Source organism: Xanthomonas nasturtii (assembly GCF_023337365.3).
Taxonomy (GTDB): Bacteria; Pseudomonadota; Gammaproteobacteria; order Xanthomonadales; family Xanthomonadaceae; genus Xanthomonas; species Xanthomonas nasturtii.
The window spans coordinates 4,243,780-4,266,445 of record NZ_CP142084.2 but is presented as its reverse complement, the minus strand read 5'-3'; the positions used below and the strand labels follow the sequence as shown (position 1 = coordinate 4,266,445).

Annotated in this window: 21 protein-coding genes; 16 read left to right on the top strand and 5 right to left on the bottom strand. The window is 64.9% G+C overall.

All coding sequences use genetic code 11. From position 1 onward, the window contains the following. The first annotated feature begins 208 nt into the window (after positions 1 to 208). The 5 genes from M3O59_RS18705 (at position 209) to M3O59_RS18685 (ending at position 6,135) form a co-directional block, all read left to right on the top strand. Positions 209 to 1,516: a M20 family metallopeptidase gene (locus tag M3O59_RS18705; protein ID WP_116905637.1), complete on the top strand. Its 1,308-nt coding sequence runs from the start codon at positions 209 to 211 to the stop codon at positions 1,514 to 1,516. A 156-nt stretch (positions 1,517 to 1,672) separates the two neighbouring features. Continuing rightward, positions 1,673 to 2,488 (top strand): NADPH-dependent 7-cyano-7-deazaguanine reductase QueF, encoded by an 816-nt coding sequence (queF, locus tag M3O59_RS18700; protein WP_116905636.1) that lies wholly within the window; start codon positions 1,673 to 1,675, stop codon positions 2,486 to 2,488. A gap of 102 nt (positions 2,489 to 2,590) precedes the next feature. Further along, positions 2,591 to 2,884: a LysM peptidoglycan-binding domain-containing protein gene (locus tag M3O59_RS18695; RefSeq protein ID WP_116905635.1), complete on the top strand. Its 294-nt coding sequence runs from the start codon at positions 2,591 to 2,593 to the stop codon at positions 2,882 to 2,884. Between the two features lie 100 nt (positions 2,885 to 2,984). After that, on the top strand, positions 2,985 to 3,542 hold the full coding sequence (locus tag M3O59_RS18690) for a hypothetical protein (protein WP_064629631.1): 558 nt from the start codon (positions 2,985 to 2,987) through the stop codon (positions 3,540 to 3,542). A gap of 361 nt (positions 3,543 to 3,903) precedes the next feature. After that, complete coding sequence (locus M3O59_RS18685; RefSeq protein WP_116905634.1) at positions 3,904 to 6,135, top strand: NADP-dependent isocitrate dehydrogenase; 2,232 nt, start codon at positions 3,904 to 3,906, stop codon at positions 6,133 to 6,135. Between the two features lie 73 nt (positions 6,136 to 6,208). Here the strand turns inward: M3O59_RS18685 and M3O59_RS18680 are convergent, their stop codons facing one another. Then, on the bottom strand, positions 6,209 to 6,469 hold the full coding sequence (locus M3O59_RS18680; RefSeq protein WP_116905633.1) for a hypothetical protein: 261 nt from the start codon (positions 6,467 to 6,469) through the stop codon (positions 6,209 to 6,211). A gap of 102 nt (positions 6,470 to 6,571) precedes the next feature. On the opposite strand from M3O59_RS18680, the gene M3O59_RS18675 reads away from it, so the two are divergent. From M3O59_RS18675 to M3O59_RS18665, 3 genes are all read left to right on the top strand, one after another. Then, on the top strand, positions 6,572 to 7,519 hold the full coding sequence (locus M3O59_RS18675; protein WP_064629635.1) for a LysR substrate-binding domain-containing protein: 948 nt from the start codon (positions 6,572 to 6,574) through the stop codon (positions 7,517 to 7,519). Next, positions 7,516 to 9,255: a bifunctional isocitrate dehydrogenase kinase/phosphatase gene (gene aceK, locus M3O59_RS18670; RefSeq protein WP_116905631.1), complete on the top strand. Its 1,740-nt coding sequence runs from the start codon at positions 7,516 to 7,518 to the stop codon at positions 9,253 to 9,255. Before M3O59_RS18675 ends, aceK begins: the two co-directional genes overlap by 4 nt. A gap of 152 nt (positions 9,256 to 9,407) precedes the next feature. Beyond that, positions 9,408 to 10,193, top strand: coding sequence for an energy transducer TonB (locus tag M3O59_RS18665; RefSeq protein WP_249046938.1), 786 nt, complete (start codon positions 9,408 to 9,410; stop codon positions 10,191 to 10,193). Between the two features lie 99 nt (positions 10,194 to 10,292). Here M3O59_RS18665 and rho read toward each other — a convergent pair whose 3' ends face one another. After that, the gene (gene rho, locus M3O59_RS18660; RefSeq protein WP_249046939.1) at positions 10,293 to 12,170 is read right to left on the bottom strand and encodes a transcription termination factor Rho; all 1,878 of its coding nucleotides are present in this window, start codon (positions 12,168 to 12,170) and stop codon (positions 10,293 to 10,295) included. 230 nt (positions 12,171 to 12,400) lie between these two features. Continuing rightward, on the bottom strand, positions 12,401 to 12,742 hold the full coding sequence (gene trxA / locus M3O59_RS18655) for a thioredoxin TrxA (RefSeq protein ID WP_064629643.1): 342 nt from the start codon (positions 12,740 to 12,742) through the stop codon (positions 12,401 to 12,403). A 197-nt stretch (positions 12,743 to 12,939) separates the two neighbouring features. Between trxA and rhlB the strand changes: the two genes are divergently transcribed. The 6 genes from rhlB (at position 12,940) to rpoH (ending at position 19,023) form a co-directional block, all read left to right on the top strand. Then, complete coding sequence (gene rhlB, locus M3O59_RS18650) at positions 12,940 to 14,667, top strand: ATP-dependent RNA helicase RhlB (RefSeq protein ID WP_249046940.1); 1,728 nt, start codon at positions 12,940 to 12,942, stop codon at positions 14,665 to 14,667. A gap of 75 nt (positions 14,668 to 14,742) precedes the next feature. Continuing rightward, complete coding sequence (ftsE, locus tag M3O59_RS18645; RefSeq protein WP_064629648.1) at positions 14,743 to 15,429, top strand: cell division ATP-binding protein FtsE; 687 nt, start codon at positions 14,743 to 14,745, stop codon at positions 15,427 to 15,429. After that, positions 15,426 to 16,376: a permease-like cell division protein FtsX gene (gene ftsX / locus M3O59_RS18640; RefSeq protein ID WP_249046941.1), complete on the top strand. Its 951-nt coding sequence runs from the start codon at positions 15,426 to 15,428 to the stop codon at positions 16,374 to 16,376. The genes ftsE and ftsX overlap by 4 nt, the downstream gene beginning before the upstream one ends. A gap of 8 nt (positions 16,377 to 16,384) precedes the next feature. Continuing rightward, complete coding sequence (locus M3O59_RS18635) at positions 16,385 to 17,227, top strand: response regulator (protein ID WP_181920523.1); 843 nt, start codon at positions 16,385 to 16,387, stop codon at positions 17,225 to 17,227. After that, positions 17,224 to 17,949 (top strand): uracil-DNA glycosylase, encoded by a 726-nt coding sequence (gene ung, locus M3O59_RS18630; RefSeq protein ID WP_249046942.1) that lies wholly within the window; start codon positions 17,224 to 17,226, stop codon positions 17,947 to 17,949. Before M3O59_RS18635 ends, ung begins: the two co-directional genes overlap by 4 nt. A gap of 198 nt (positions 17,950 to 18,147) precedes the next feature. After that, the gene (gene rpoH / locus M3O59_RS18625; RefSeq protein ID WP_064629656.1) at positions 18,148 to 19,023 is read left to right on the top strand and encodes an RNA polymerase sigma factor RpoH; all 876 of its coding nucleotides are present in this window, start codon (positions 18,148 to 18,150) and stop codon (positions 19,021 to 19,023) included. A gap of 150 nt (positions 19,024 to 19,173) precedes the next feature. On the opposite strand, the gene M3O59_RS18620 is transcribed toward rpoH, so the two are convergent. Both M3O59_RS18620 and M3O59_RS18615 read right to left on the bottom strand, forming a co-directional pair. Further along, positions 19,174 to 19,788, bottom strand: coding sequence for a trimeric intracellular cation channel family protein (locus tag M3O59_RS18620; protein WP_116905625.1), 615 nt, complete (start codon positions 19,786 to 19,788; stop codon positions 19,174 to 19,176). A 52-nt stretch (positions 19,789 to 19,840) separates the two neighbouring features. Beyond that, positions 19,841 to 21,133 carry an NAD(P)/FAD-dependent oxidoreductase gene (locus tag M3O59_RS18615; protein WP_116905664.1) on the bottom strand — a complete coding sequence of 431 codons (1,293 nt, stop codon included), beginning with the start codon at positions 21,131 to 21,133 and terminating at the stop codon, positions 19,841 to 19,843. Positions 21,134 to 21,250: 117 nt separating this feature from the next. On the opposite strand from M3O59_RS18615, the gene M3O59_RS18610 reads away from it, so the two are divergent. Both M3O59_RS18610 and M3O59_RS18605 read left to right on the top strand, forming a co-directional pair. Next, positions 21,251 to 21,817, top strand: a complete 567-nt coding sequence (locus M3O59_RS18610) for a hypothetical protein (RefSeq protein WP_116905624.1) — start codon at positions 21,251 to 21,253, stop codon at positions 21,815 to 21,817. After that, on the top strand, positions 21,814 to 22,647 hold the full coding sequence (locus M3O59_RS18605; protein WP_147308477.1) for an NYN domain-containing protein: 834 nt from the start codon (positions 21,814 to 21,816) through the stop codon (positions 22,645 to 22,647). Before M3O59_RS18610 ends, M3O59_RS18605 begins: the two co-directional genes overlap by 4 nt. The last annotated feature ends 19 nt before the right edge of the window (positions 22,648 to 22,666 follow it).

Here is a 22,666-nt window from a genome sequence, read left to right as displayed (position 1 = left end):
CTATGCGCAGCATATCGTTGCGTTCCACCAATTGAGCGTTACTGAAGTAACGGCTTGGCTGGCGAAACGACCGCAACGGTCATGGAGGCACTGCAGCGGCAACGCGCCAGCGCCGCTGCGGTTGACCGCCGGGCTGAATCGGGCCCCACTGCAGCCCATCCGGCGCGCACCTGCACTACATTAAGCAACCACCTTGAGAGGATTGCCGATGCGCCACTCCCGCCTGCTGACCAGCGCGCTACTGCTGGCCCTGCCCACGCTTGCCGCCGCGCAGGCTGCGCAACGGCCCGAAGTTCAGGCCGCCGCCGCCCCGCTGCAGGCCAAGGTGGTGCAATGGCGCCGCGACTTTCACCAGCACCCGGAGCTGTCCAACCGCGAGGAGCGCACCGCCGCCACCGTGGCCGCGCAGCTGCGCAAGCTGGGCCTCAAGCCGCGCACCGGCATCGCCCATCACGGCGTGGTGGCCATCATCAAAGGCGGCAAGCCCGGCCCGAAGATCGCCCTGCGCGCGGACATGGACGCATTGCCGGTGAAAGAGCAGACCGGGCTGGCATTCGCCTCCAAGGCCACCGCCGAGTACCGCGGCGAGCAGGTCGGGGTGATGCACGCCTGCGGCCACGACGCCCACACCGCCATCCTGCTCGGCGTGGCCGAGGCGTTGGTGGGCATGCGCGAGCAGCTGCCCGGCGAAGTGATGCTGATCTTCCAGCCCTCCGAAGAAGGTGCGCCCGGCAACGAAGAGGGCGGCGCCTCGCTGATGCTCAAGGAAGGCCTGTTCGCCGACTTCAAGCCGCAGGCGGTGTTCGGCCTGCATGTGTTCTCCAGCGTGCAGGCGGGCAGGATCGCGGTGCGCAGCGGCCCGCTGATGGCAGCCTCGGACCGCTTTGCGATCAAGATGATCGGCCGCCAGACCCACGGTTCGGCGCCGTGGAACGGCATCGACCCGATCGTGGCCAGCGCCGACATGATTGGCGCCGCGCAGACGGTAATCAGCCGCCGCGCCAACCTGTCCAAGCAGCCGGCGGTGCTGAGTTTCGGCGCGATCAAGGGCGGCATCCGCTACAACATCATCCCCGACGATGTGGAAATGGTCGGCACCATCCGCACTTTCGACGAAGGCATGCGCCAGCAGATCTTTGCCGATCTCAAGAACGTGGCCGAACACACCGCCGCTGCCCACGGCGCCAAGGTCCAGGCGCAGGTGCCGGACCAGCCCGGCAACCCGGCCACCGTCAACGACCCCGCATTGACCGCCAGGATGCTGCCCAGCCTGCAGGCCGTGGTGGGCGCCGACAACGTCTACGAGCCGCCGTTGCAGATGGGCGCCGAAGATTTCTCGTTCTACGCCCAGCAGGTGCCGTCGATGTTCTTCTTCGTCGGCTCCACCGCCAAGGGCATCGACCCGGCCACCGCACCCAGCAACCATTCGCCGCAGTTCCTGCTCGACGAATCGTCGCTGGATGTGGGCCTGCGTGCGTTGTTGCAGGTGTCGCTGGATTATCTGCAGCAGGGGTGAATCGGGAATCGGGTGCAGTTGCGCAATTCCTTGTTGCGTCATTGATAATCGGGGGCGGCGGGCTGGTTGAAACGGTCAGCTGCTCCTTTCGTCGGCGCGGTGTTCCAGCGGCTGCCATACACATCACGGCCAGCCCGTGCGGCCTAAGATAGCGGCATGAATACCCCAGAAGATTCCACCCTTGGTCGCGAGATTGCCTACCCGAGCGGCTACGACCCGTCCTTGCTGTTTCCGATTCCGCGTGCGGCCGGGCGCGAGGCGATCGGGCTGACCGACGCCTTGCCGTTTATCGGCCGCGATCGCTGGCACGCCTACGAGTTGAGCTGGCTCGATGCGCAGGGCAAGCCGTGCGTGGCCACGGCAACCGTGCACGTGCCCTGCGAGTCGCCGTCGTTGATCGAATCCAAGTCGCTCAAGCTGTATCTCAACTCGCTCAATGCCACCCGCTTCAACAGTGCCGAAGCGGTACGTACGCGCATCGCCACCGACCTGTCCACGCGCGCTGGTGCGGATGTGTCAGTGGAGTTCGGTCTGCCGCCAGTCGATGCGGTGGGCGAAGGCGAATCGATCGACACCCTGGATGTCAGCATCGATGACTACGGCCCGCCGAACGCCGCCTATCTTTCCGCGCACGCGCAGCCCGTGGTGGAAGAGGTGCTGACCTCGGCCTTGCTCAAATCCAATTGTCCGGTCACCGGCCAGCCGGATTGGGCCAGTGTCACGCTGCGCTATCGCGGCGCGCCGATCGATCGCGAAGGGCTGCTGCGCTATCTGGTGAGCTTCCGCGACCACGCCGAGTTTCATGAGCAATGCGTGGAGCGCGTGTTCAATGACGTGCTGATCCGCTGCGCGCCGGAATGGTTGGTGGTGGAAGCGCGCTACACGCGCCGTGGCGGCCTGGACATCAATCCGCTGCGCAGCTCGCCGAATATCCCGACGCCGCTGTCGATCTTCCGCGACCTGCGCCAGTAAGTCGCGCCCGCACAGGATCGCGCCGGCTTCACGGTGGCGCGATCCACGCTTAACAGCGCTCCGCGCACCCTGCTGGCACCGCGATGCACAGGGATTGCAGCAATGAGTGTCGATAAGAAAGCAGATTTTTCCAACGTCAGCTCCTCGGTCGACAGCACCGCCGAAGTGACGCCTGCACCTGATTTTTACAATGTGCGCACCAGCGTCGAGAGCACTGCGCAGCTCGTTGAAGAATCGGTCACCGTACAAGCCGGCGACAGCCTGTCCAGTATTGCCAAGCGGCATCTGGGCGACGGCAACCTGTGGCCGCGTATTTTCGAAGCCAACCGCGAAACGTTGAAGGATCCGGACAAGATTTTTCCGGGTCAGGTATTGCGGTTGCCTGCAAAGTCGTAAACCACATTGGTCTTCAAGACGAACTTTTACAGGGTTCGAATTCAGACATTCATCCAGACACCGCAGAACGCTGGTGTTTCTGTCACCGGAGAAAAGATTCATGCGTACTAAATCCGTTTCAAGCAGCTTGGTACTCGCACTGGCTGGCGTGTTGGCATTGTCTGGCTGCAGCAAAAAGGCCGATGACGACAGCGTCTCCAAGGACCCGACATCAGGCGCCGCCACCGAGGCAATGCCGGGCCCGGCCGCCATGCCGCCTGCCAGCGATCAGGCAGGGCAGCACAGTGCGACTGGCGCAGCCAGCACCGACACCGGTGCTGCAACGGGGACTGCCGTGACGGTGTCCAGCGTCGCGGTCGGCACCAAGGCCGCGGCCGACAAGACGGTGGCCCCGTCTGCCACTATCGGCACCAAGGACACCATCATCGTCTCGGTCAAGACCGATGGCAGCGCCAGTAACGTGGCCGTCTCAGCCAAGCTGACGTATCAGGATGGTCAGGTGGCCGGCGAACAGAACGCCACCTTGAACACCACCGGTGCCGAAACTACCAACCTCAGCTTCAGCAAGCCCGATGGCTGGCCGGCCGGCACCTACACCGCGCAGGTGATGGTGGATGGCAAGCCTGCAGGCAACCCGCAGACCATCACGGTCAAGTAAGTCGGCACAGTGCCGTGGTGAATCGCGGGTTTCGCCGCGCAGCATCACGGCAGCACGTAGCTGGTGGCGCATCGTAATGCCGAGCCACTCAATCAGGGCGCGACCACCAGGTCGCGCCCTTTTCCTTACGTGGTGTATTCGTTACAGCTGCATCCATGTGGATTGGCCGTGCGACGGGATGAAGCATCCGCCCGCGGTCGCTTTACCCGGGCGCGGCTCAGACGCGACAATGGCGTGCTGATTCATCGCCGCGTCCAACACGCTGGCTGACCGGTGTGCCATCAACGCCCCCGTCGCGCATGCCAACGCCATCGTCCGTGGAAGCCGGCGCTCCTCCCGACCACAAGAGCCATCGCACCTCATGTCGAAGACACCGAAGATCCTGTACACGCTCACCGACGAAGCACCCTACCTGGCCACGCAGTCGCTGCTGCCGATCATCGATGCCTATACCGATACCGCCGGCATCGTGGTCGAAACGCGTGACATCTCGCTGGCCGGGCGCATCCTGTCGCTGTTTCCCGAGCATCTGAGCGAGACGCAGAAAATCGCCGACGACCTGGGCGAGCTCGGTGCGCTGGCCACCACCCCGGAAGCCAACATCATCAAGCTGCCCAACATCAGCGCCTCGGTGCCGCAGCTCAAGGCGGCAATCAAGGAACTGCAGGGCCAGGGCTACGCGCTGCCGGCGTATCCGGACGAGCCCAAGGATGCAACCGAAAAAGACGTCAAGGCGCGTTACGACAAGGTCAAGGGAAGTGCGGTAAACCCGGTGCTGCGCGAAGGCAATTCGGATCGCCGCGCACCGCTGTCGGTGAAGAACTATGCACGCAAGCATCCGCATCGCATGGGCAAGTGGAGCAGCGATTCCAAGTCGCACGTTTCGCACATGGATTCCGGCGATTTCTTCGGTAGCGAGCAGTCCGCCACGTTGGCCGAGGCCGGCAGCCTGAAGATCGAATTCGTCGCTGCCGATGGCAGCAGCACCGTGCTGAAAGACAAGGTGGCGGTGAAGGCCGGCGAAATCGTCGATGCCGCAGTGCTGAGCAAGCGCGCCCTGGCCAGCTTCATCGACGCGCAGATTGCCGATGCCAAGGCCAGGAACGTGCTGTTCTCGGTGCATCTGAAAGCCACCATGATGAAGGTCTCCGACCCGGTGCTGTTCGGCGTGGTGGTCGGCGAGTTCTACAAGGACACGCTGAGCAAGCATGCCGATGCGCTCAAGTCGGTCGGCTTCGATCCCAACAACGGCATCGGCGATCTGTACGCACGCATCGGCACGCTGCCGCAAGACCAGCAGGCGCAGATCAAAGCCGATATCCAGGCCGAATATGCGCAGCGCCCGGGCCTGGCGATGGTCAATTCGGACAAGGGCATCACCAATCTGCATGTGCCCAGCGACGTGATCGTCGACGCATCGATGCCGGCGATGATTCGCGATTCCGGCCAGATGTGGAATGCCGACGGCAAGCTGCAGGACACCAAGGCTGTGATTCCGGACCGTTGCTACGCCGACGTGTATCAGGCGGTAATCGACGATTGCAAGGCACATGGCGCGTTCGATCCGTCCACGATGGGTTCGGTGCCCAACGTGGGGTTGATGGCGCAGAAAGCCGAAGAATACGGTTCGCACGACAAGACCTTCCAGATCGCCGCTGCCGGCACGGTCAAGGTCACCGATGGCAACGGCAAGACGGTGTTCGAACACGCCGTGGAAGCCGGCGATCTGTGGCGCATGTGCCAAGTCAAGGATGCGCCGATCCAGGACTGGGTGAAGCTGGCCGTGGAGCGCGCCCGCCTGAGCGATACGCCGGCCGTGTTCTGGCTGGACACCGCGCGCGCGCACGACGCGCAGGTGATTGCCAAGGTCGAGCACTATCTGAAGGACCACGACACCAAGGGCCTGGATATCCGCATCCTGCCGCCGGTGGAAGCGACCACCTTCTCGCTGGAGCGCATCCGCAAGGGCCAGGACACCATCTCGGTCACCGGCAACGTGCTGCGCGACTACCTCACCGACCTGTTCCCGATCATGGAACTGGGCACCAGCGCCAAGATGCTGTCCATCGTGCCGCTGATGGCCGGCGGTGGCCTGTTCGAAACCGGCGCCGGCGGCTCGGCCCCCAAGCACGTGCAGCAGTTCGTCGAAGAGAACTGCCTGCGCTGGGATTCGCTGGGCGAGTTCCTGGCGCTGGCGGCCTCGCTGGAGCATCTGGGCAACCGCTACAACAACCCGGCGGCCACCGTGCTGGCCAAGGCGCTGGACGTGGCCAACGGCCAGTTCCTGGACAACAACAAGTCGCCGGCCCGCAAGGTGGGCGAACTCGACAACCGTGGCAGCCATTTCTACCTGGCAATGTACTGGGCGCAGGCCCTGGCCGCGCAGACTGAAGACACCGCATTGCAGGCCAAGTTCGCACCGCTGGCCAAGGCCCTGACCGAGAACGAAGCCACCATCGTGGCCGAGCTCAATGGCGCGCAGGGCAAGCCGGTGGACATCGGCGGTTATTACCACCCGGACCTTGCCAAGGTCAGCGAAGCGATGCGCCCGAGCAAGACCTTCAACGACGTACTGGCGACGCTGAAGGCCTGAGTTCCCGCACCGCCTGTCGGTGCATCGGCACGATGTCAGCAAGGCCCGTCTCGCAAGAGGCGGGCCTTGTCGTTTAGCGGAACGGCGACAGTGCCGTCATTGCCCGGAGCAGGCGTCGGATCAGCCGCGCCATGCGTCGTTCGCGCCGGGCTTGCTGCGTCGTCCTGGCCGCCGTTTGCGCCTCCTGCACCGGTGTTGCCGCAGATTTCACCGCTTCCGCCGATGCCATCAACTCCACGGATTCCGCGGCCATGTCCGGTTCCGCCAGGCGCTGGGCGAGTGCCACATCGGCGATGTGGCCGTGCTGAAACAACAACCCGGTAAAGATGCGCATGACCCTGCCTCCACTTGAGTGGAATCCACAGGAGGTGCAGGCTAGGGCCTGTAAAAGCCAGGCTTTTACAAGTAAGTCTTGAATTTCATTCAAGGGTTGGCCATGTCGCGTCCACCGCTTCACGCATTGCAAGGCTTCGTCAGCGCGGTGCGCCTGGGCAACCTGTCGCGCGCCGCCACCGCGATGCATCTCACCGTCAGCGCGCTCAGTCATCAGATGCGCGCGCTCGCACAGCGCCTGGGCTGCCCGCTGCTGCAGCGGCATGCGCGGGGTGTCACCGCCACACTGCAGGGACAGCAACTGCTCGACCGCATCGCACCGCATCTGGATGCGATCGCCGAAGCCTTCGAGCCGTTCGGTGCGCGACGCGAAGACACGCTGACGCTGAGCATTACGCCGTCGATGGCATCGGCCTGGCTGGTGCCACGCCTGGGCGAATTTCTGGCGGTTCATCCCACCATCGAAATCAACCTGCTGTCGAGCGAGCGGCTGGTGGATTTCGAACGCCAGCAGCAGGTGGACGCCGCCATGCGCATCGGTGCCGGGCAATGGGGGGGCGTCATCGCCGAACCCTTGTTCGACGAATGGCTGGCGCCGATGGCAAGCCCGGCACTGATCGCGCGCATGGGTGGCGTGGAGGCGCCGCCGTTGCACCACTGGCCGTTGCTGGGCGACCCGGATGACGCGGGGCTACGCTGGTTTGCGGCGTTCGGCGGCGATGCGCCGCGGCGCTATGTCGCGGTGCTCGACGAATCGGAGGCGCATCACCGCGCTGCGCTGGATGGCGTTGGCGTTGCCTTGGGGCGCGTAACGCGTGCGCGCTTGTTGTTGGCGTCCGGCCAACTGGTGGCATTGTCCACGCAACGGCTCAAGACCAGCTGGTCGCATTATCTATTGTATCCGCCGCGCTCGAGCACGCATGGCGGCTTTCTCGCATTTCGCGCCTGGCTGCAGGCGCAGGCGCGCGAACACGCCGCACACGCGCAACAGGCGACCACAACGCCGCCTGCCGCGCGTCGCCGCAAGCGCACAAGGACACTGCCGCCATGAGTCATTCACCGTTACCGCCGCAATCCGAGCGTCGCGCACTGGCGATCGCACAGGCCGTGTATGAGGCGTTCGAGGACTACCACGCGCGCTTTTCCGAAATCACCGCACGTGCCAAGCAGCGGTTCGAAGCACGCGATTGGAGTGGTGCACGCGACGACGCGGTTGCGCGCATCGCGCTTTACGACCAATACATCACCGAATGCATGCTGCGCCTGCGTGCGGTATTGCTGGGCCAGGCGCACGACCGCGCACTGTGGATGCGCGCGCGCGGTCATTACGCCGCATTGTTGAGCGGGTTGATCGATCAGGAGTTGTACAAGACCTTCTACAACACTTTGACCCGGCGTTACTTCGGTACCCACGGCGTGGATGCCGATATCGAATTCATCGCACTGGATATCGAACCGACCGATGCGATCACCGTGCCGGTCGCCCGCCACACCTATGCCGTCTCGCCCGGCCGCTTGACCGACATGCTGGTGCGCGTGCTGGGCGACTATGCGTTCGCCGTGCCGTATGCGCATCGCACCCGCTGCGCTGCTGCGATTGCGGTCCGCCTGCTCGACGACCTGGCGCACTGGGGCGAGCATCCGGTGCGCAGCGTGGAACTGCTGGAGACGGTGTTCTATCGCGAGCGACGCGCCTATCTGGTCGGGCGCGTCTTCGGCGAGCATCGCTTTTCGCCGTGCGTGATCGCCTTGATCAACGACGATGCCGGCCTGCGCGCCGAAGCGGTGCTGACCCGGCGCAGCGATGTCGCGCAATTGTTCAGTAACTCGCGCAGCTATTTCCAGGCCGACCTATCGACGGTAGGCGATGCGGTGGTGTTCCTGCGCAGCCTGCTCACCCACAAGCCGGTCGATGAGCTGTACACGATGCTGGGCCGTGCCAAGCAGGGCAAGACCGAACGCTATCGCACGTTTTTCAGCCATTTCCAGGCGCACCCCTCCGAACAACTGGTGCACGCCGACGGCACGCCCGGCATGGTCATGGTGGTGTTTACGCTGCCGAGTTATCCGCTGGTGTTCAAGCTCATTCGCGACCGCTTTGCGTACCCCAAGACCATGAGCCGCGCGCAGGTGGAAGGCAAATACGAGCTGGTGTTCCAGCTCGACCGCATCGGCCGCCTGCTCGATGCGCAGCCATATCGGTTTCTGCGCTTTCCCAAGGCGCGCTTTTCGCCGGCGCTGCTGCAAGAGCTTCAAACCAGCTGCGCAATGAGCCTGAGCGAAGATGGCGACGATGTGCTGATTGCACTGTGTTATGTGCAGCGCCGTCTGCGCCCGTTGAATTTGTACCTGCGCGAACAGCTGCCCGAGGCCGCGCACGCCGCAGCATTGGATTACGGCCAGGCCATCAAGGACATGGCACGCAACAATATCTTTCCCGGTGACATGCTGTTGAAGAACTTCGGCATCACCCGGCACCAGCGCGCGGTGTTCTACGACTACGACGAGCTGTGCCTGATCACCGAATGCACGTTCCGCGACTGGCCCACGCCCACCACCTACGAAGAGCAGATGGCCGCCGAACCCTGGTTCCATGTCGGCCCACGCGACGTCTTCCCCGAGCGCTTCGCACTGTTCATGGGCCTGCCGTCCTCGCAACTGGAAGCGGTCAAGCAAATTCACCCCGAGCTGTTCGACCCGCAATGGTGGCGCAACCTGCAGGCCCGGCTGCGCGAAGACGATTACCCGGACACGCCGCCGTATGCGGAGTCGCGCAGGCTCGCCTGACGATTTACCCGTATGCACCAAGCTGGTACAACGAAACTCAACAACCACGGAGTGCGGTCATGCAGTGGAAGCAATGCTTGAGTCTGGTGCTGGCGATGGCAAGTGTCAGCGGCGTGCAGGCAAGTCCCAGCGCTGCGCAAATGTAGGCGCAGATGGAGGCCAGCATGAATGTCGCGGGCGAATTGACGCTGACGCCGGATGGCACCGTGACTGCAGTAAAACTTACCGACGAAGCAACGTTGCCGCCAGTCGTTCGCGACCGCGTCAAACAGTCGGTCACGTCCTGGCGCTTTGACCCTGTGAAAGACGACGGAAGCGCATTGCCAACACAGTTACCGATGAATCTGCTGCTGGTTGCCAAGCCTGGTGAAAACAACACCTATGCGGTCTCGATCCGCAGCGCGCATTTCGGCAGCCAGGAGCAAGGTGCCGCCAGCGTCACCGCCAAGGACATGCCGCCGCCCGCCTACCCTGAGCATGCGTTTCGAGAAGGTGCGACCGGGGTGGTCTATCTGCTGCTCAAGATCGGGCGCGATGGCAAGGTCGAGGATCTGGTCGCAGAGCAGGTCAACCTGACCACGCTGGCGCCGGAATCAAAGCGCCCGCGCTGGCGCAAGGCGTTTGCCGATGTCGCAATCGCCAAGGCGCGAGGCTGGACATTTGTACCGCCGACTCAGGGCGCCGAGGCCGACGCGCCGTACTGGGTCATGCGGGTTCCGGTCACGTTCGACATCCATCCCTGGCCAGGTAATCAGGTCGCTGCGAAGCAAGCCAAAAAATGGCAATCCTATCTGCCGGGCCCGCGTCAGCCGGCACCCTGGCACGAGCAGTCCAGTCCGTCAGCAGCGAGTGACAGCCCGGATGCGCTGCCTGGCAGTGGATTGTTCTCCGCACGCGGAGAAGGTGTTCACTTGGTCACACCGCTGCAAGGAAGTTAAGTGCTGCTGAGAGAGGCAAAGACTTCGCGACAGTCGCCTCACACCCACAAAAAAGCCCCGCATTGCGGGGCTTTTTCTAATCGCTGACGCAGACCGGAATCAGCGCTTCATCGAACTGAAGAACTCGTCGTTGGACTTGGTGGTCTTCATCTTGTCCAGCAGGAATTCCATTGCCGCGATTTCGTCCATCGGGTGCAGCAGCTTGCGCAGGATCCAGATCTTCTGCAGAAGCTCCGGCTCGATCAACAGATCTTCGCGACGCGTGCCCGAGCGGTTGATGTCGATCGCCGGATACACGCGCTTTTCGGTGATGCGACGGTTCAGATGCACTTCGCTGTTGCCGGTGCCCTTGAACTCTTCGTAGATCACCTCGTCCATCTTGCTGCCGGTTTCCACCAGTGCCGTGGCGATGATGGTCAGCGAGCCGCCTTCTTCCACGTTACGGGCTGCACCGAAGAAGCGCTTGGGACGGTGCAACGCGTTGGCGTCCACACCACCGGTGAGCACCTTGCCGGAGCTGGGCACCACGTTGTTGTAGGCGCGCGCCAGGCGGGTGATCGAGTCGAGCAGGATCACCACGTCCTTCTTGTGCTCGACCAGGCGCTTGGCCCGCTCGATCACCATCTCGGCGACCTGCACGTGACGCGCAGCCGGTTCGTCGAACGTGGAGGAGATGACCTCGCCGCGCACGGTGCGCTGCATTTCGGTCACTTCTTCCGGGCGCTCGTCGATCAGCAGCACAATCATGTGCACTTCGGGATGATTGCTGGTGATGGCCGTGGCCACCTGCTGCATCATCATCGTCTTGCCGGCCTTGGGCGGGGAGACGATCAGCGCACGCTGACCCTTACCCTGCGGCGCCATCAGATCCAGGATGCGGCCGGTGATGTCCTCGGTGGAGCCATCGCCACGTTCCAGACGGAAGCGGCGACGCGGGAACAGCGGGGTCAGGTTCTCGAACAGGACCTTGTTCTTGCTCGCTTCCAGCGGCTCGCCGTTGATCGTATCGACGATCGACAGCGCGAAGTAACGTTCGCCATCCTTCGGGAAACGAATGCGGCCGGACAAATGATCGCCGGTACGCAGGTTGAAGCGACGGATCTGGCTGGGCGAAATATAGGTGTCGTCCGGGCCGGCCAGGTAGCTGGCTTCTGCGGCACGCAGGAAACCGAAGCCGTCGGGCAGGATTTCCAGCACGCCGTCGGCGGCAACGCCTTCGCCATGACGGGTCAGCACCTTGAGCAGGGCGAAAATCACGTCTTGCTTGCGGGCGCGCGCCACGCCTTCCTGGATGTTGAGCTGATCGGCGATATCCAGCAGCTTCTGCGCCGGCATCCGCTTCAGATCGCTCAGCGAATAGACCGGGAAGCCTTCCGGCACGGCCGGATGCGGGCGCGCGATGAAGGGCTCGTTGCTGCCGTCGGAAGACGGCATGCCACCGGTTTCGTTACCGAAGCGGTCGCGCGGGCCGCGGTCACGGCGATTGCGGAACCGGTCGCGGCGATTGCCTTGCTGGTTCTGACCCTGACCCTGACCCTGACCCTGACCCTGCTGATTCTGGCCGGCGTTCTGGCCCTGGCCCTGCGCCTGGGTCTGACCTTGTTGCTGGCCTTGTCCCTGGCTTTGCGCCTGATGCAGGTTCTGCTGTTGCTGCGCCTGGTTGAAGCGCTGCTGTTGCGACTGGCCGCCCTCGCGGGATTCGCCATGCGTGTCGCCGCCGTGGTTGGCGCTGGGCGCGCTACCGGCGTGTGCGCCATCGCTGGACGTCTGCGTCGGTGCCGGTTCGGCAGCGCGCGACGGTGCCTGCGGGGCACGGGGTGCTTCGGGTGCGGGGCTGGCGGGCAAGGGCAGGTTGGGCTGCTGTGTGCCACCGTCTTCATTGGTGACGGCGGTCTTGCTCACGCGCGGCTTGCGCACGCGCTTCTCGACGGGAGCGTCGACGCTGCTCCCGGTATCGGAGGAAGGATGATCGGACAAGTGCGTGATTCCTCGCTAAGGTGCGAGCGCCCGGCTGGGGGGCGAACTATTGGTAGATGGGAGTCTAGAAGACGTCTAGAAAAGCGACGGTCTAGAGGGTACGGCGGAGCACGAGCGTGCGCCGGATCAACTGACACTATCACCGTGGCGCGCAACCGCGCAAGCGTCTGCCTGGGCGGGATTTAACTGCCGGCGCATTGCCGGGCGCCCATCGCCGGGCGCCCGCTTGCTCAGGCGGCCGCGCCGCCCAGGGTCTTGTCGATCATCTGGGTCAGCTGGCCCTTGCCCACCGCCCCGATCTGGCTGGCCTGGACTTCGCCATCCTTGAACAGCAACAGCATTGGGATGGAACGCACGTGGTACTTGATGGCCAGGGCGCGGTTCTGGTCCACATTGACCTTGGCCACCTTGAGGCGGCCCTGGTATGCATCGGCCAGATCGTCCAGCACCGGGGCGATCATCTTGCATGGGCCACACCACTCGGCCCAGAAATCCACCAGAACCGGTTCGCCGGATTGCAGTACTGCTGTCTCGAAGTCGGCATCGCCGACATGTTGAACCTTGTCGCTCACGTTGGGTCTCCTGGAAACCAAACGGCCCACCCGAACGGGCAGGCCGCTACATTGCGTTAAACTGGGGCATTGCGCGACTGAATCAAGTGTCAGTCCTGAAGCCGCGCTGTCCGCCACAACTGCCGCAGTTTGCGACGCAGTCGGCATCGATGCAAGCCGCGCCCGGGCTGCCCAGGGCGCCTCACGAAGACGGAATAATGAGCGACAAACCGCTGACCGATTTGACCTTTTCCTCGTTCGACCTGCAGCCGGCACTGATTGCCGGGCTGGAGGGCGCCGGATTTACCCGCTGTACCCCGATCCAGGCGCTGACCTTGCCGGTCGCGCTGCCGGGCGGCGATGTCGCCGGCCAGGCCCAGACCGGCACCGGCAAGACCCTGGCGTTTCTGGTGGCGGTGATGAACCGCCTGCTGGTCCGCCCGGCGCTGGCCGACCGCAAGCCCGAAGACCCGCGCGCGCTGATCCTGGCGCCCACCCGCGAACTGGCGATCCAGATTCACAAGGACGCAGTCAAGTTCGGCGCCGACCTGGGCCTGCGCTTTGCGCTGGTCTATGGCGGGGTGGACTACGACAAACAGCGCGAGCTGTTGCAGCAGGGCGTGGACGTGATCATCGCCACCCCGGGCCGTCTGATCGACTATGTGAAACAGCACAAGGTGGTCTCGCTGCACGCCTGCGAGATCTGCGTGCTCGACGAAGCCGACCGCATGTTCGACCTGGGCTTCATCAAGGACATCCGCTTCCTGCTGCGGCGCATGCCCGAGCGCGGCACCCGGCAGACGCTGCTGTTCTCGGCCACGCTCAGCCACCGCGTGCTGGAGCTGGCGTACGAGCACATGAACGAGCCGGAAAAGCTCGTCGTCGAGACCGAGACCATCACCGCCGCGCGGGTGCGTCAGCGCATCTACTTCCCGTCCGACGAAGAGAAGCAGACGCTGCTGTTGGGCTTGTTGTCGCGTAGCGAAGGCGCGCGCACGATGGTGTTCGTCAACACCAAGGCGTTCGTCGAGCGCGTGGCGCGCACCCTGGAGCGGCATGGCTATCGCGTTGGCGTGCTGTCGGGCGACGTACCGCAGAAGAAGCGCGAGTCGTTGCTCAACCGTTTCCAGAAGGGCCAGCTCGAAATCCTGGTTGCCACCGACGTGGCCGCGCGCGGTCTGCACATCGACGGGGTCAAGTACGTCTACAACTACGACCTGCCGTTCGATGCCGAAGACTACGTGCACCGCATCGGCCGCACCGCGCGTCTGGGCGAAGAAGGCGACGCGATCAGTTTCGCCTGCGAGCGCTACGCGATGAGCCTGCCGGACATCGAGGCCTACATCGAGCAGAAGATCCCGGTCGAGCCGGTGACTTCGGAGCTGCTGACGCCGCTGCCGCGCGCAGCACGCGTGCCGGTGGAAGGCGAAGAGGCCGACGACGACGCTGGCGACAGCGTGGGCACGATCTTCCGTGAAGCGCGCGAGCAGCGTGCCGCCGACGAGGCTCGCCGTGGTGGCGGCCGCAGCGGTCCGAGCGGTGGCGGTTCGCGCAGCGGCAGTGGTGGCGGTCGCCGCGATGGCGCCAGCGCCGGTGTCGACGGCAAGCCGCGTCCGCGGCGCAAGCCGCGCGTGGAAGGGCAAGCGCCTGCGACGGATGCACCGAGCGAAACACCGGTGGTTGCCGCGGCAGCGGTGGAAGCGCCGTCCCCCATCGCGACCGATGCCGAGCGCGCACCGCGCAAGCGTCGGCGGCGTCGCAACGGCCGTCCGGTCGAAGGCGCCGAGCCGGCAGTGGCATCCACGCCGGTTCCCGCGCCTGCCGCACCGCGCAAACCCACCCAGGTGGTCGCCAAGCCGGTGCGTGCCGCCGGCAAGCCGTCGGGCAGCCCGTCGCTGCTGAGTCGCATCGGTCGCCGACTGCGTTCGCTGGTCTCGGGCAACTGACCGGTTGCGGCATCGATCGCATCGCCGCGCATCGGCGATGCGACGCAAGCACTGGCGCTCCGGCATAATCGCTGGATGACCGTTCTGCGTTTCGACAACGTCAGCAAGCACTACGCCGGTGGCCACCAGGCGCTGACCGATGTCAGCTTCGAAGTGGCCGATGGCGAGATGCTGTTCGTGACCGGCCATTCCGGCGCCGGCAAAAGTACCTTGCTCAAATTGATCCACCTCAGCGAGCGCCCCAGCCAGGGCGCGGTGCTGCTGGGCGAGCGCAATCTGCTCAAGGTGCGTGGCCGGCAGATTCCGCTGCATCGTCGTCAGGTGGGTGCGGTCTATCAGGACCATCGCTTGCTCAACGACCGCAGCATCGCCGAGAACGTGGCGTTGCCGTTGATCCTGCGCGGCACCCGTCGTGCCGAGATCGGCAAGCGCGTGCGCTCGGCACTGGAACGCATCGGCCTGGCCCATCGCGACAAGGCCCTGCCCTCGCAGTTGTCCGCGGGCGAGCAACAGCGCGTGGGCATCGCCCGCGCCATCGTCGGCGAACCGCGCCTGCTGGTGGCCGATGAGCCCACCGGCAATCTTGACCCGGCGCTGGCCGCCGAGATCATGCAGCTGTTTGCCGAACTGCCCGCGCGCGGCACCAGCGTGTTGGTGGTCAGCCACGATCTGGCGCTGCTCAAGCAGATGCGCAAGCGCGTTTTGATCCTGGACCACGGCCGCCTGGTCGACGACATCTCGCCGCAGGATCTGGCCGAATGAGCAAACCCGCCAATACTGGAGCCGTCGCGCCCTCGCGCTTCGGCGTGTGGATCGATCACCATCTGCACAGCATCGCCTTCAGCCTGGGCCGCGCGATGCGCAAGCCGTGGGCGACGCTGCTGACCATCGTGGTGATGGCGTTGGCGCTCGCCTTGCCGCTGGGGCTGTCGATCGCGCTGGACAACGTCAAGCTGCTGGCCGGCAGCGTGCAGCAGTCACGCGAAATCAATCTGTTCCTGAAGGTCGATGTCGCCGCCGATGCCGCGAAGGCGCTGGCCGGCGAGCTGCGCGCGCGCCCGGATGTGGCCAAGGTGACAGTGCGCTCGCCCGAGCAAGGCCTGGCCGAGCTGCGCGAGAGCGCCAAGCTCGACGAAGCCGCCGATGCGCTGGGCGAGAACCCGCTGCCGACGCTGTTGATCGTCACCCCCACCGATGCGGCCGACGACGCGCAACTGGCCGGCGCGCTGCAGGCCTTGCCGCAGACCGATCAGGTGCAGCACGACGCGCTGTGGCGCAAACGCCTGGATGGCTGGCTGCAGTTCGGCGAACGCCTGGTGCAGGTGCTCTCGGCCCTGCTCGGCATCGGTGCGGTGCTGGTGGTCGGCAACACGGTGCGGCTGGATATCCAGTCGCGGCGCGAAGAGATCGGCGTGCTGCAATTGCTGGGCGCCAGCGACGGTTTCATCCGTCGTCCGTTCCTGTATCTGGGTGCGTGGTACGGGTTGGGCGCCGGCGCGGTTGCGCTCGCTCTGATCGCTGCCTCCGGCCTGGCGTTGCGTGCGCCGTTGGCGACCCTGGCCGACAGCTACGGCAGTTCCTTTACCCTGCACGGTCTGGATCTGTTGCATTCTGCGATGGTGCTGGTGGGCACCCTGGTGCTGGGTTGGCTGGGCGCCTGGCTGGTGACCGGCCATTTCCTTCGCCAGACCCGTCCCACCGAGACCTGAGGCCTGCCATGCATCCACCAGATCTCAAACACCTGATCAGCGACGCGCCGCGCGTGATGGTGGTCGATGGCTCGAAACTGGTGCGCAAGCTGATTGCCGACGTGCTCAAGCGCGACCTGCCCAATGTGCAGGTGATCGGCTGTTCCAGCATTGCCGAAGCGCGTCAGGCGCTGGAAGAAGGCGCGGTGGATCTGGTCACTACTTCGCTATCGCTGCCCGATGGCGACGGCCTGACCCTGGCGCGCAGCGTGCGCGAAGCGGCCGGGCAGGCGTATGTGCCGGTGATCGTGGTGTCCGGCGATGCGCAGCAGCATCTGGTGGAGCGCCGCTTCACCGAGTACGTCACCGACTATTTCGACAAGGCGCTGGGCCATGAAGCCCTGGCCACCTTCATCCGTGGCTATGTGCAGCCCGAGCCGGTGGTTGGCGCCACCGTGCTCTACATCGAAGACAGCCGCGTGGTGGCCGAGGCGACCAAGCGCATGCTCGAGCGCCAGAGCCTGAAGGTGGTGCATGTGCTCACCGCCGAAGACGCCTTTGCGCTGCTCACGGCCGAATCGCTGGGCCGCACCGAGCGTCGCATCGACGTGGTACTGACCGATGTGACCCTAAAAGGCGAGCTCAACGGGCGCGATGTGGTCGAGCGCATCCGCATCGATTTCGCCTACGGCAAGCGCCGCCTGCCGGTGCTGGTGATGACCGGCGACACCAATCCGCGCAACCAGTCCGAACTGCTGCGCGCCGGCGCCAACGATCTGGTGCAAAAGCCGATCGAAGAGCGCTTGCTGGTGACCAAGGTGTTGTTCCAACTGCGTCTGGCACGCCTCGAGGATCAGGCTGTCACGCTATGAGTGAGGTGGAAGGACGTATCCAGCTGGAACCGTCGTGGAAGGCAAAAGTGGGCGATTGGTTGCTGCGCCCGGAGATGCAGGAGCTTTCCGCTTTCCTGCGCCAGCGCAAGGCGGCCGGCGCGCGGGTGTTTCCGCCTGGCCCGCAGATCTTCGCCGCCTTCGACGCCACCCCGTTCGATCAGGTCAAGGTGGTGATCCTGGGCCAGGACCCGTATCACGGCGAAGGCCAGGCGCATGGGCTGTGCTTCTCGGTGCTGCCGGGCGTGCCGGTGCCGCCGTCGCTGCTCAACATCTATAAAGAGATCCAGGACGATCTGGGCATCGCGCGGCCGGATCACGGCTATCTGATGCCCTGGGCGCGGCAGGGCGTGCTGCTGCTCAACGCGGTGCTGACGGTGGAGCAGGGCCTTGCCGGCGCGCATCAGAACAAGGGTTGGGAAGGCTTCACCGACCATGTGGTGGAGACCCTCAACCGCGAGCGCGAAGGCCTGGTGTTCCTGCTCTGGGGCAGCTACGCGCAGTCCAAGGGCAAGGTCATCGACCAGGCGCGCCATCGGGTGTTCAAGGCGCCGCATCCTTCGCCGTTATCGGCGCATCGCGGCTTTCTGGGCTGCCAGCATTTCTCCAAGACCAACGAACATCTGCAGCGGCGCGGGATCGGCCCGATCGACTGGTCGCTGCCGCCGCGCAACGCGCTGGACACCACCTCGGCCGGCGGCTGAACGGCGTTGCCAACAGCCCATTTCGCACCCGATCTGTCACGGTTTACGCAGGGCCGGAGTGATAGCGTAAGGGCTGAATTCGGGGTGCCGGGTTGTAGAACACCGGCTATGCAATAAGCCCGAACGTTCTATAAATGGAATGCTGGGAACTCTTTCTGTACCCGGCAGTCCAATAGTTCGACTGCTAAGATGGTGCCTATGAACCAGACTACCTCGACTGCCCTTGTGGCAAACAATCTCCCGATTCCCAGTGCGCTCGGTTCGCTGGACGCCTACATCGGTGCCGTGCACCAGATCCCGGTGCTGTCGGTCGATGAGGAACAGACTCTGGCCCGCCGCTTCCGCGACGAGCTGGATCTGGATGCCGCGCGCGAACTGGTCCATTCCCACCTGCGCTTCGTGGTGCACGTGGCCCGCGGCTACAACGGCTACGGTTTGCCGCTGGGCGACCTGATCCAGGAAGGCAATATCGGCCTGATGAAGGCGGTCAAGCGCTTCGACCCGGAAATGGGCGTACGCCTGGTCAGCTTCGCAGTGCACTGGATCCGCGCCGAAATGCACGAGTTCATCTTGAAGAACTGGCGCATCGTCAAGGTCGCCACGACCAAGGCTCAGCGCAAGCTGTTCTTCAACCTGCGCAAGTCCAAGACCCGCCTGGGCTGGCTCAATGCCTCCGAAGTGACGGCAGTCGCCAAGGATCTGAACGTCTCCGAGCGTGAAGTGATGGAGATGGAGTCGCGTCTGTCCGGTCGCGACATCGGCTTCGATGCCTCGTCGGACGAAGACGACGATCACGGCCCGCCGTCGCCGGTGAGCTATCTGGTCGCTAACGAAGAAGACCCGTCGCAGGCGTATGAGCGGCACGACAGCGAAGACAATCAGCTGCAGTTGCTGCGCGAAGGCATGGCCGGCCTGGATACGCGCTCGCGCGACATCGTCAAGCGCCGCTGGCTGGATTCGGAGTCCAAGGTGACGTTGCAGGAGCTGGCCGACGAGTACGGCGTGTCGGCCGAGCGTATCCGCCAGATCGAGGCGAATGCGCTGAAGAAGATGAAGGCACTGTTCGTGGCCTGATCCTTCGATCATGCCCCAGGTGTTGCACAAACGGCCCGGTTTACCGGGCCGTTTGCATGTGGGGGGCCGGTGCTGCGTCGAGTCCGAAGATGCGTGGGTGTTCATCGTATTCGTTCGCCGATGATCGACCACACGCTGCGCCCGCGCGCGCTATTCCGGCAGGCGCGCCACCGGCAGATGCCAGCCGTAGCGGATGGCCATGAAGCGCAGGCCGAAACACACGCCGGCGCCGGTCGCCAATGACCAGGCCTGCGGTAGGTCGAGCACGTGCCCGATCGCGACCAGGCCGCCGCCGGCGAGTGCGGCAACGGCATACAGTTCGGCCTGCAAGACCACCGATGTGCGTGCGACCAGCAGATCGCGCGCGATGCCGCCGCCGATGCCGCTGAGCATGCCCAGCAATGTCGCGCTCAACGGGCTGAGGTGATAGTCCAGCGCCTTGCTGGTGCCGTAGACCGCAAACAGCGCCAGCCCGGCCGCGTCGAAAATCTGCACCGGGTTGCGCAGCCGCTCCACCGCTGCGTGCCAGTAAAACCCGGCAACGCCGGCCAGGCAGGCGACCAGCAAATACTGCGGCTGCACCAGCGCAGCCGGCGGGGTGGCGCCGATCAGCACATCGCGCACGATGCCGCCGGACACTGCCGCCGCGCAGGAAAGCACCAGCACGCCGAACAGATCCAGGCGGTTGCGCACTGCCACGGTCGCACCGCTCAGGGCGAATACGAAGGTGCCGAGCAGATCCAGCACGAACAGGACAGTTGCCACGATCAGGCCGTTGAATCAGGCTGCACAGCATCGCGCACGGCCTGTGGCGCTGTCATCCGTCCTTGCTGTTGGGCGGCGGGTCGTCGGTGGCGCCGCCGAAGATGATGCGTGCGGCGCGCTGGTAGCTCCAGTAGGCCATCGCCCAGTTCACCAGCACCACGAAACGGTTGCGGAAGCCGATCAGGAAGTACACGTGCGCGGCCAGCCAGAACCACCAGGCGACGATGCCGGAGAGCTTGAGTTTGCCCACATGTACGATGGCGGCCATGCGGCCGATCGTGGCCAGGTTGCCGAAGTCCTGATACCGGAACGCGGCTGTCGCCTGACCGCGCTGACGCGCGCGGATCGCCTTGGCGATGTGCTTGCCCATCTGCTTGGCCGCCGGCGCTACCCCTGGGACCGCGCGACCGCCCTGCTGCACCGACGCCAGGTCGCCGCCGACGAAGATTTCCGGGTGGCCGGGCACGCTCAGGTCCGCCTCCACCAGCACGCGGCCGGCGCGATCCAGGGGCACGCCCAGCGTGCGCGCCAGCGGCGAGGCAGCCACGCCTGCGGCCCACACCACGGTGCGCGCTGGCACGAAGGTCTCGCCGAGCTGATAGCCCAGCGCATCGATATGGGTGACCGGCGTACCGGTGTGCACTTCCACGCCCAGCCGCTCCAGCTGCTTGCGCGCCTTGTAAGTGAGATCCTCCGGAAACGAGGGCAGCACGCGTGGGCCGGCTTCGACCAGGCGCACGCGCGCCTGCTGCGGGTCGATATGGCGGAACTCGTTCTTGAGCGTGTGGCGGGCGATCTCGGCCAGGGTGCCGGCCAGTTCCACGCCGGTGGGACCGCCGCCGACCACCGCAAAGCTCAGCCAGGCGGCACGTGCGGCGGGATCGGATTCGGCTTCTGCACGTTCGAAAGCCAGCAGCAATTTGCGCCGCAGCACCAGCGCGTCGTACAGCGTTTTCAGGCCCGGCGCGTGCTCGGCCCACTGGTCGTTGCCGAAATAGGCATGGGTGGCGCCGGTGGCCAGCAGCAGCATGTCGTAGCCGAGCGTGTTGCCGTCGGCCAGGACCACTTCGCGGCGGCCCGGCGCGATATCGGTGACATCGCCGAGCAGTACTTCGACATTGCGTTGCTCGCGCAGGATGTGCCGCAGCGGCGCGGCGATGTCCGGCGCCGACAGGCCGGCGGTGGCAACCTGGTACAGCAGCGGCTGGAACAGGTGGTGGTTTTGACGGTCGATCAGGGTGATGCGGATGTTGGGGTCGTCGAGCGCGCGGGTCGCCCACAAGCCGGCGAAGCCGCCGCCAACCACAACAAGATGCAGCGGAGCTAGGGAGGGGGAAGAGGTCATCGTAAAGTCCGATGGATTGCGACGCGGGCTCGACAGCATGCCGCATCGGCAATGAACACGCCGCGTGAGCGCGGCTCGCCTGCGGCATCATGTCGCATCTCCCGCCCCGGTCACCGCATGTCGTCGCTCCCGCCCCCTCTGCCGCCGTTGCCGTCCGTATCGCCCAGTGCATCGCCAGCCGTGGCGCCGCTGGCCGCGCTCGCGCCTATGGTCAAAAAGCCACTCAGCGGTGTCGCGATCGGGTTGATTGGCGTGGCGACGTGTGTGGTGCTGTGGGGGATGCTGGTACTCGGTGCACTGGTCTGGCTGATGGCGACCGGCTGGTCGCTGTTTGCCGACCAGGCGCGCAGCGCGCTGCAGGCCGATGCCGTGGTGCAGGAACATATCGGGCAAATCCGCGACATGCGGGTGGATCTGTATCGCACCGGTCTGGCGCCGGGGGGCGATGAGTTCGTGTTCAATGTGGAAGGCGACCGCGGCAGCGGGCGCGTGCATGCCAGCTGGGTCAGTGCCGGCGCCGAACGCGAGATCCTGAGCACGGGCGTGCTCACCTTGCGCGATGGCACCGAGTACACCTTGCCGGCCGAGGACGACCTCGATGAGAGTCAGATGGACACCGACACCGACACCGACACCGACATCAAGACCGAATCTGCCGAATCTGTCGAGCCACTGGAGCAATGAGCATGATCGATCATCCCGACAAACGGATCGCGCTGCTGATCGACGCCGACAACGCGCCGGCCGGCAAGATCGACGTGGTACTGGCGGAAGTGGCGCGCTACGGCGTGGCCAATGTGCGCCGTGCCTACGGCAACTGGAAGAGCCCGCACCTGAAAGGCTGGGAGGCAGCGTTGCACGATTACGCGATCCGGCCGATCCAGCAATTTGCCTACAGTTCCGGCAAAAACGCTTCGGACATGGCGATGGTGATCGATGCGATGGACCTGTTGTACGCACGCAATCTGGACGGCTTTGCGATCGTCTCCAGCGATGCCGATTTCACCCCACTGGTGATGCGCCTGCTGACCGACGGCATGAAGGTGTATGGCTTCGGCGAGAAGAAAACCCCGGCACCGTTCGTCAATGCATGCTCCAAGTTCACCTATGTCGAAGCGCTCGGCGAGCAGGCTGCGGCCGCCAGCGACAGCGCTGCTGGCCGCAAGGACGCCACTGCATTGCGCAGCGATACGCGGCTGGTGCAGATGCTGCGCAATGCCATCGTCAGCGCCTGCGAAGACGATGGCTGGGCGTTGCTGAGCGCAGTCGGCAAGCAGGTGGCCAACCAGGCCTCGTTCGATCCACGCAACTACGGCTATCGCAAGCTCAGCGATCTGGTGCGCGCGATCGGCCTGTTCGAAATCAAGCAGGACGAGCAGGCATTGTGGGTGCGCGATACCCCCAAGGGTGGGCGCAGCAAACCGACGCAGCCCGCCGCTGCGACGGCGCAACCGGCGGCTGCGGCTGCCAAGCGCCCGGCGCGCGCGCCAGCCAAACCTGCAGCAGGGAGCTGAGCATGACGCAGAACGCAAA

Bases quoted from the DNA above. Each gene is read 5' to 3' on its own strand.
- M3O59_RS18705 (WP_116905637.1), top strand. From the start codon at position 209: ATGCGCCACTCCCGCCTGCTGACCAGCGCGCTACTGCTGGCCCTGCCC.
- M3O59_RS18615 (WP_116905664.1), bottom strand. From the start codon at position 21,133: ATGACCTCTTCCCCCTCCCTAGCTCCGCTGCATCTTGTTGTGGTTGGC.
- ung (WP_249046942.1), top strand. From the start codon at position 17,224: ATGAGTGAGGTGGAAGGACGTATCCAGCTGGAACCGTCGTGGAAGGCA.
- M3O59_RS18695 (WP_116905635.1), top strand. From the start codon at position 2,591: ATGAGTGTCGATAAGAAAGCAGATTTTTCCAACGTCAGCTCCTCGGTC.
- M3O59_RS18690 (WP_064629631.1), top strand. From the start codon at position 2,985: ATGCGTACTAAATCCGTTTCAAGCAGCTTGGTACTCGCACTGGCTGGC.
- M3O59_RS18680 (WP_116905633.1), bottom strand. From the start codon at position 6,469: ATGCGCATCTTTACCGGGTTGTTGTTTCAGCACGGCCACATCGCCGAT.
- ftsE (WP_064629648.1), top strand. From the start codon at position 14,743: ATGACCGTTCTGCGTTTCGACAACGTCAGCAAGCACTACGCCGGTGGC.
- M3O59_RS18665 (WP_249046938.1), top strand. From the start codon at position 9,408: ATGGAGGCCAGCATGAATGTCGCGGGCGAATTGACGCTGACGCCGGAT.
- M3O59_RS18635 (WP_181920523.1), top strand. From the start codon at position 16,385: ATGCATCCACCAGATCTCAAACACCTGATCAGCGACGCGCCGCGCGTG.
- queF (WP_116905636.1), top strand. From the start codon at position 1,673: ATGAATACCCCAGAAGATTCCACCCTTGGTCGCGAGATTGCCTACCCG.
- rpoH (WP_064629656.1), top strand. From the start codon at position 18,148: ATGAACCAGACTACCTCGACTGCCCTTGTGGCAAACAATCTCCCGATT.
- M3O59_RS18610 (WP_116905624.1), top strand. From the start codon at position 21,251: ATGTCGTCGCTCCCGCCCCCTCTGCCGCCGTTGCCGTCCGTATCGCCC.
- ftsX (WP_249046941.1), top strand. From the start codon at position 15,426: ATGAGCAAACCCGCCAATACTGGAGCCGTCGCGCCCTCGCGCTTCGGC.
- M3O59_RS18685 (WP_116905634.1), top strand. From the start codon at position 3,904: ATGTCGAAGACACCGAAGATCCTGTACACGCTCACCGACGAAGCACCC.
- rhlB (WP_249046940.1), top strand. From the start codon at position 12,940: ATGAGCGACAAACCGCTGACCGATTTGACCTTTTCCTCGTTCGACCTG.
- M3O59_RS18605 (WP_147308477.1), top strand. From the start codon at position 21,814: ATGAGCATGATCGATCATCCCGACAAACGGATCGCGCTGCTGATCGAC.
- aceK (WP_116905631.1), top strand. From the start codon at position 7,516: ATGAGTCATTCACCGTTACCGCCGCAATCCGAGCGTCGCGCACTGGCG.
- M3O59_RS18675 (WP_064629635.1), top strand. From the start codon at position 6,572: ATGTCGCGTCCACCGCTTCACGCATTGCAAGGCTTCGTCAGCGCGGTG.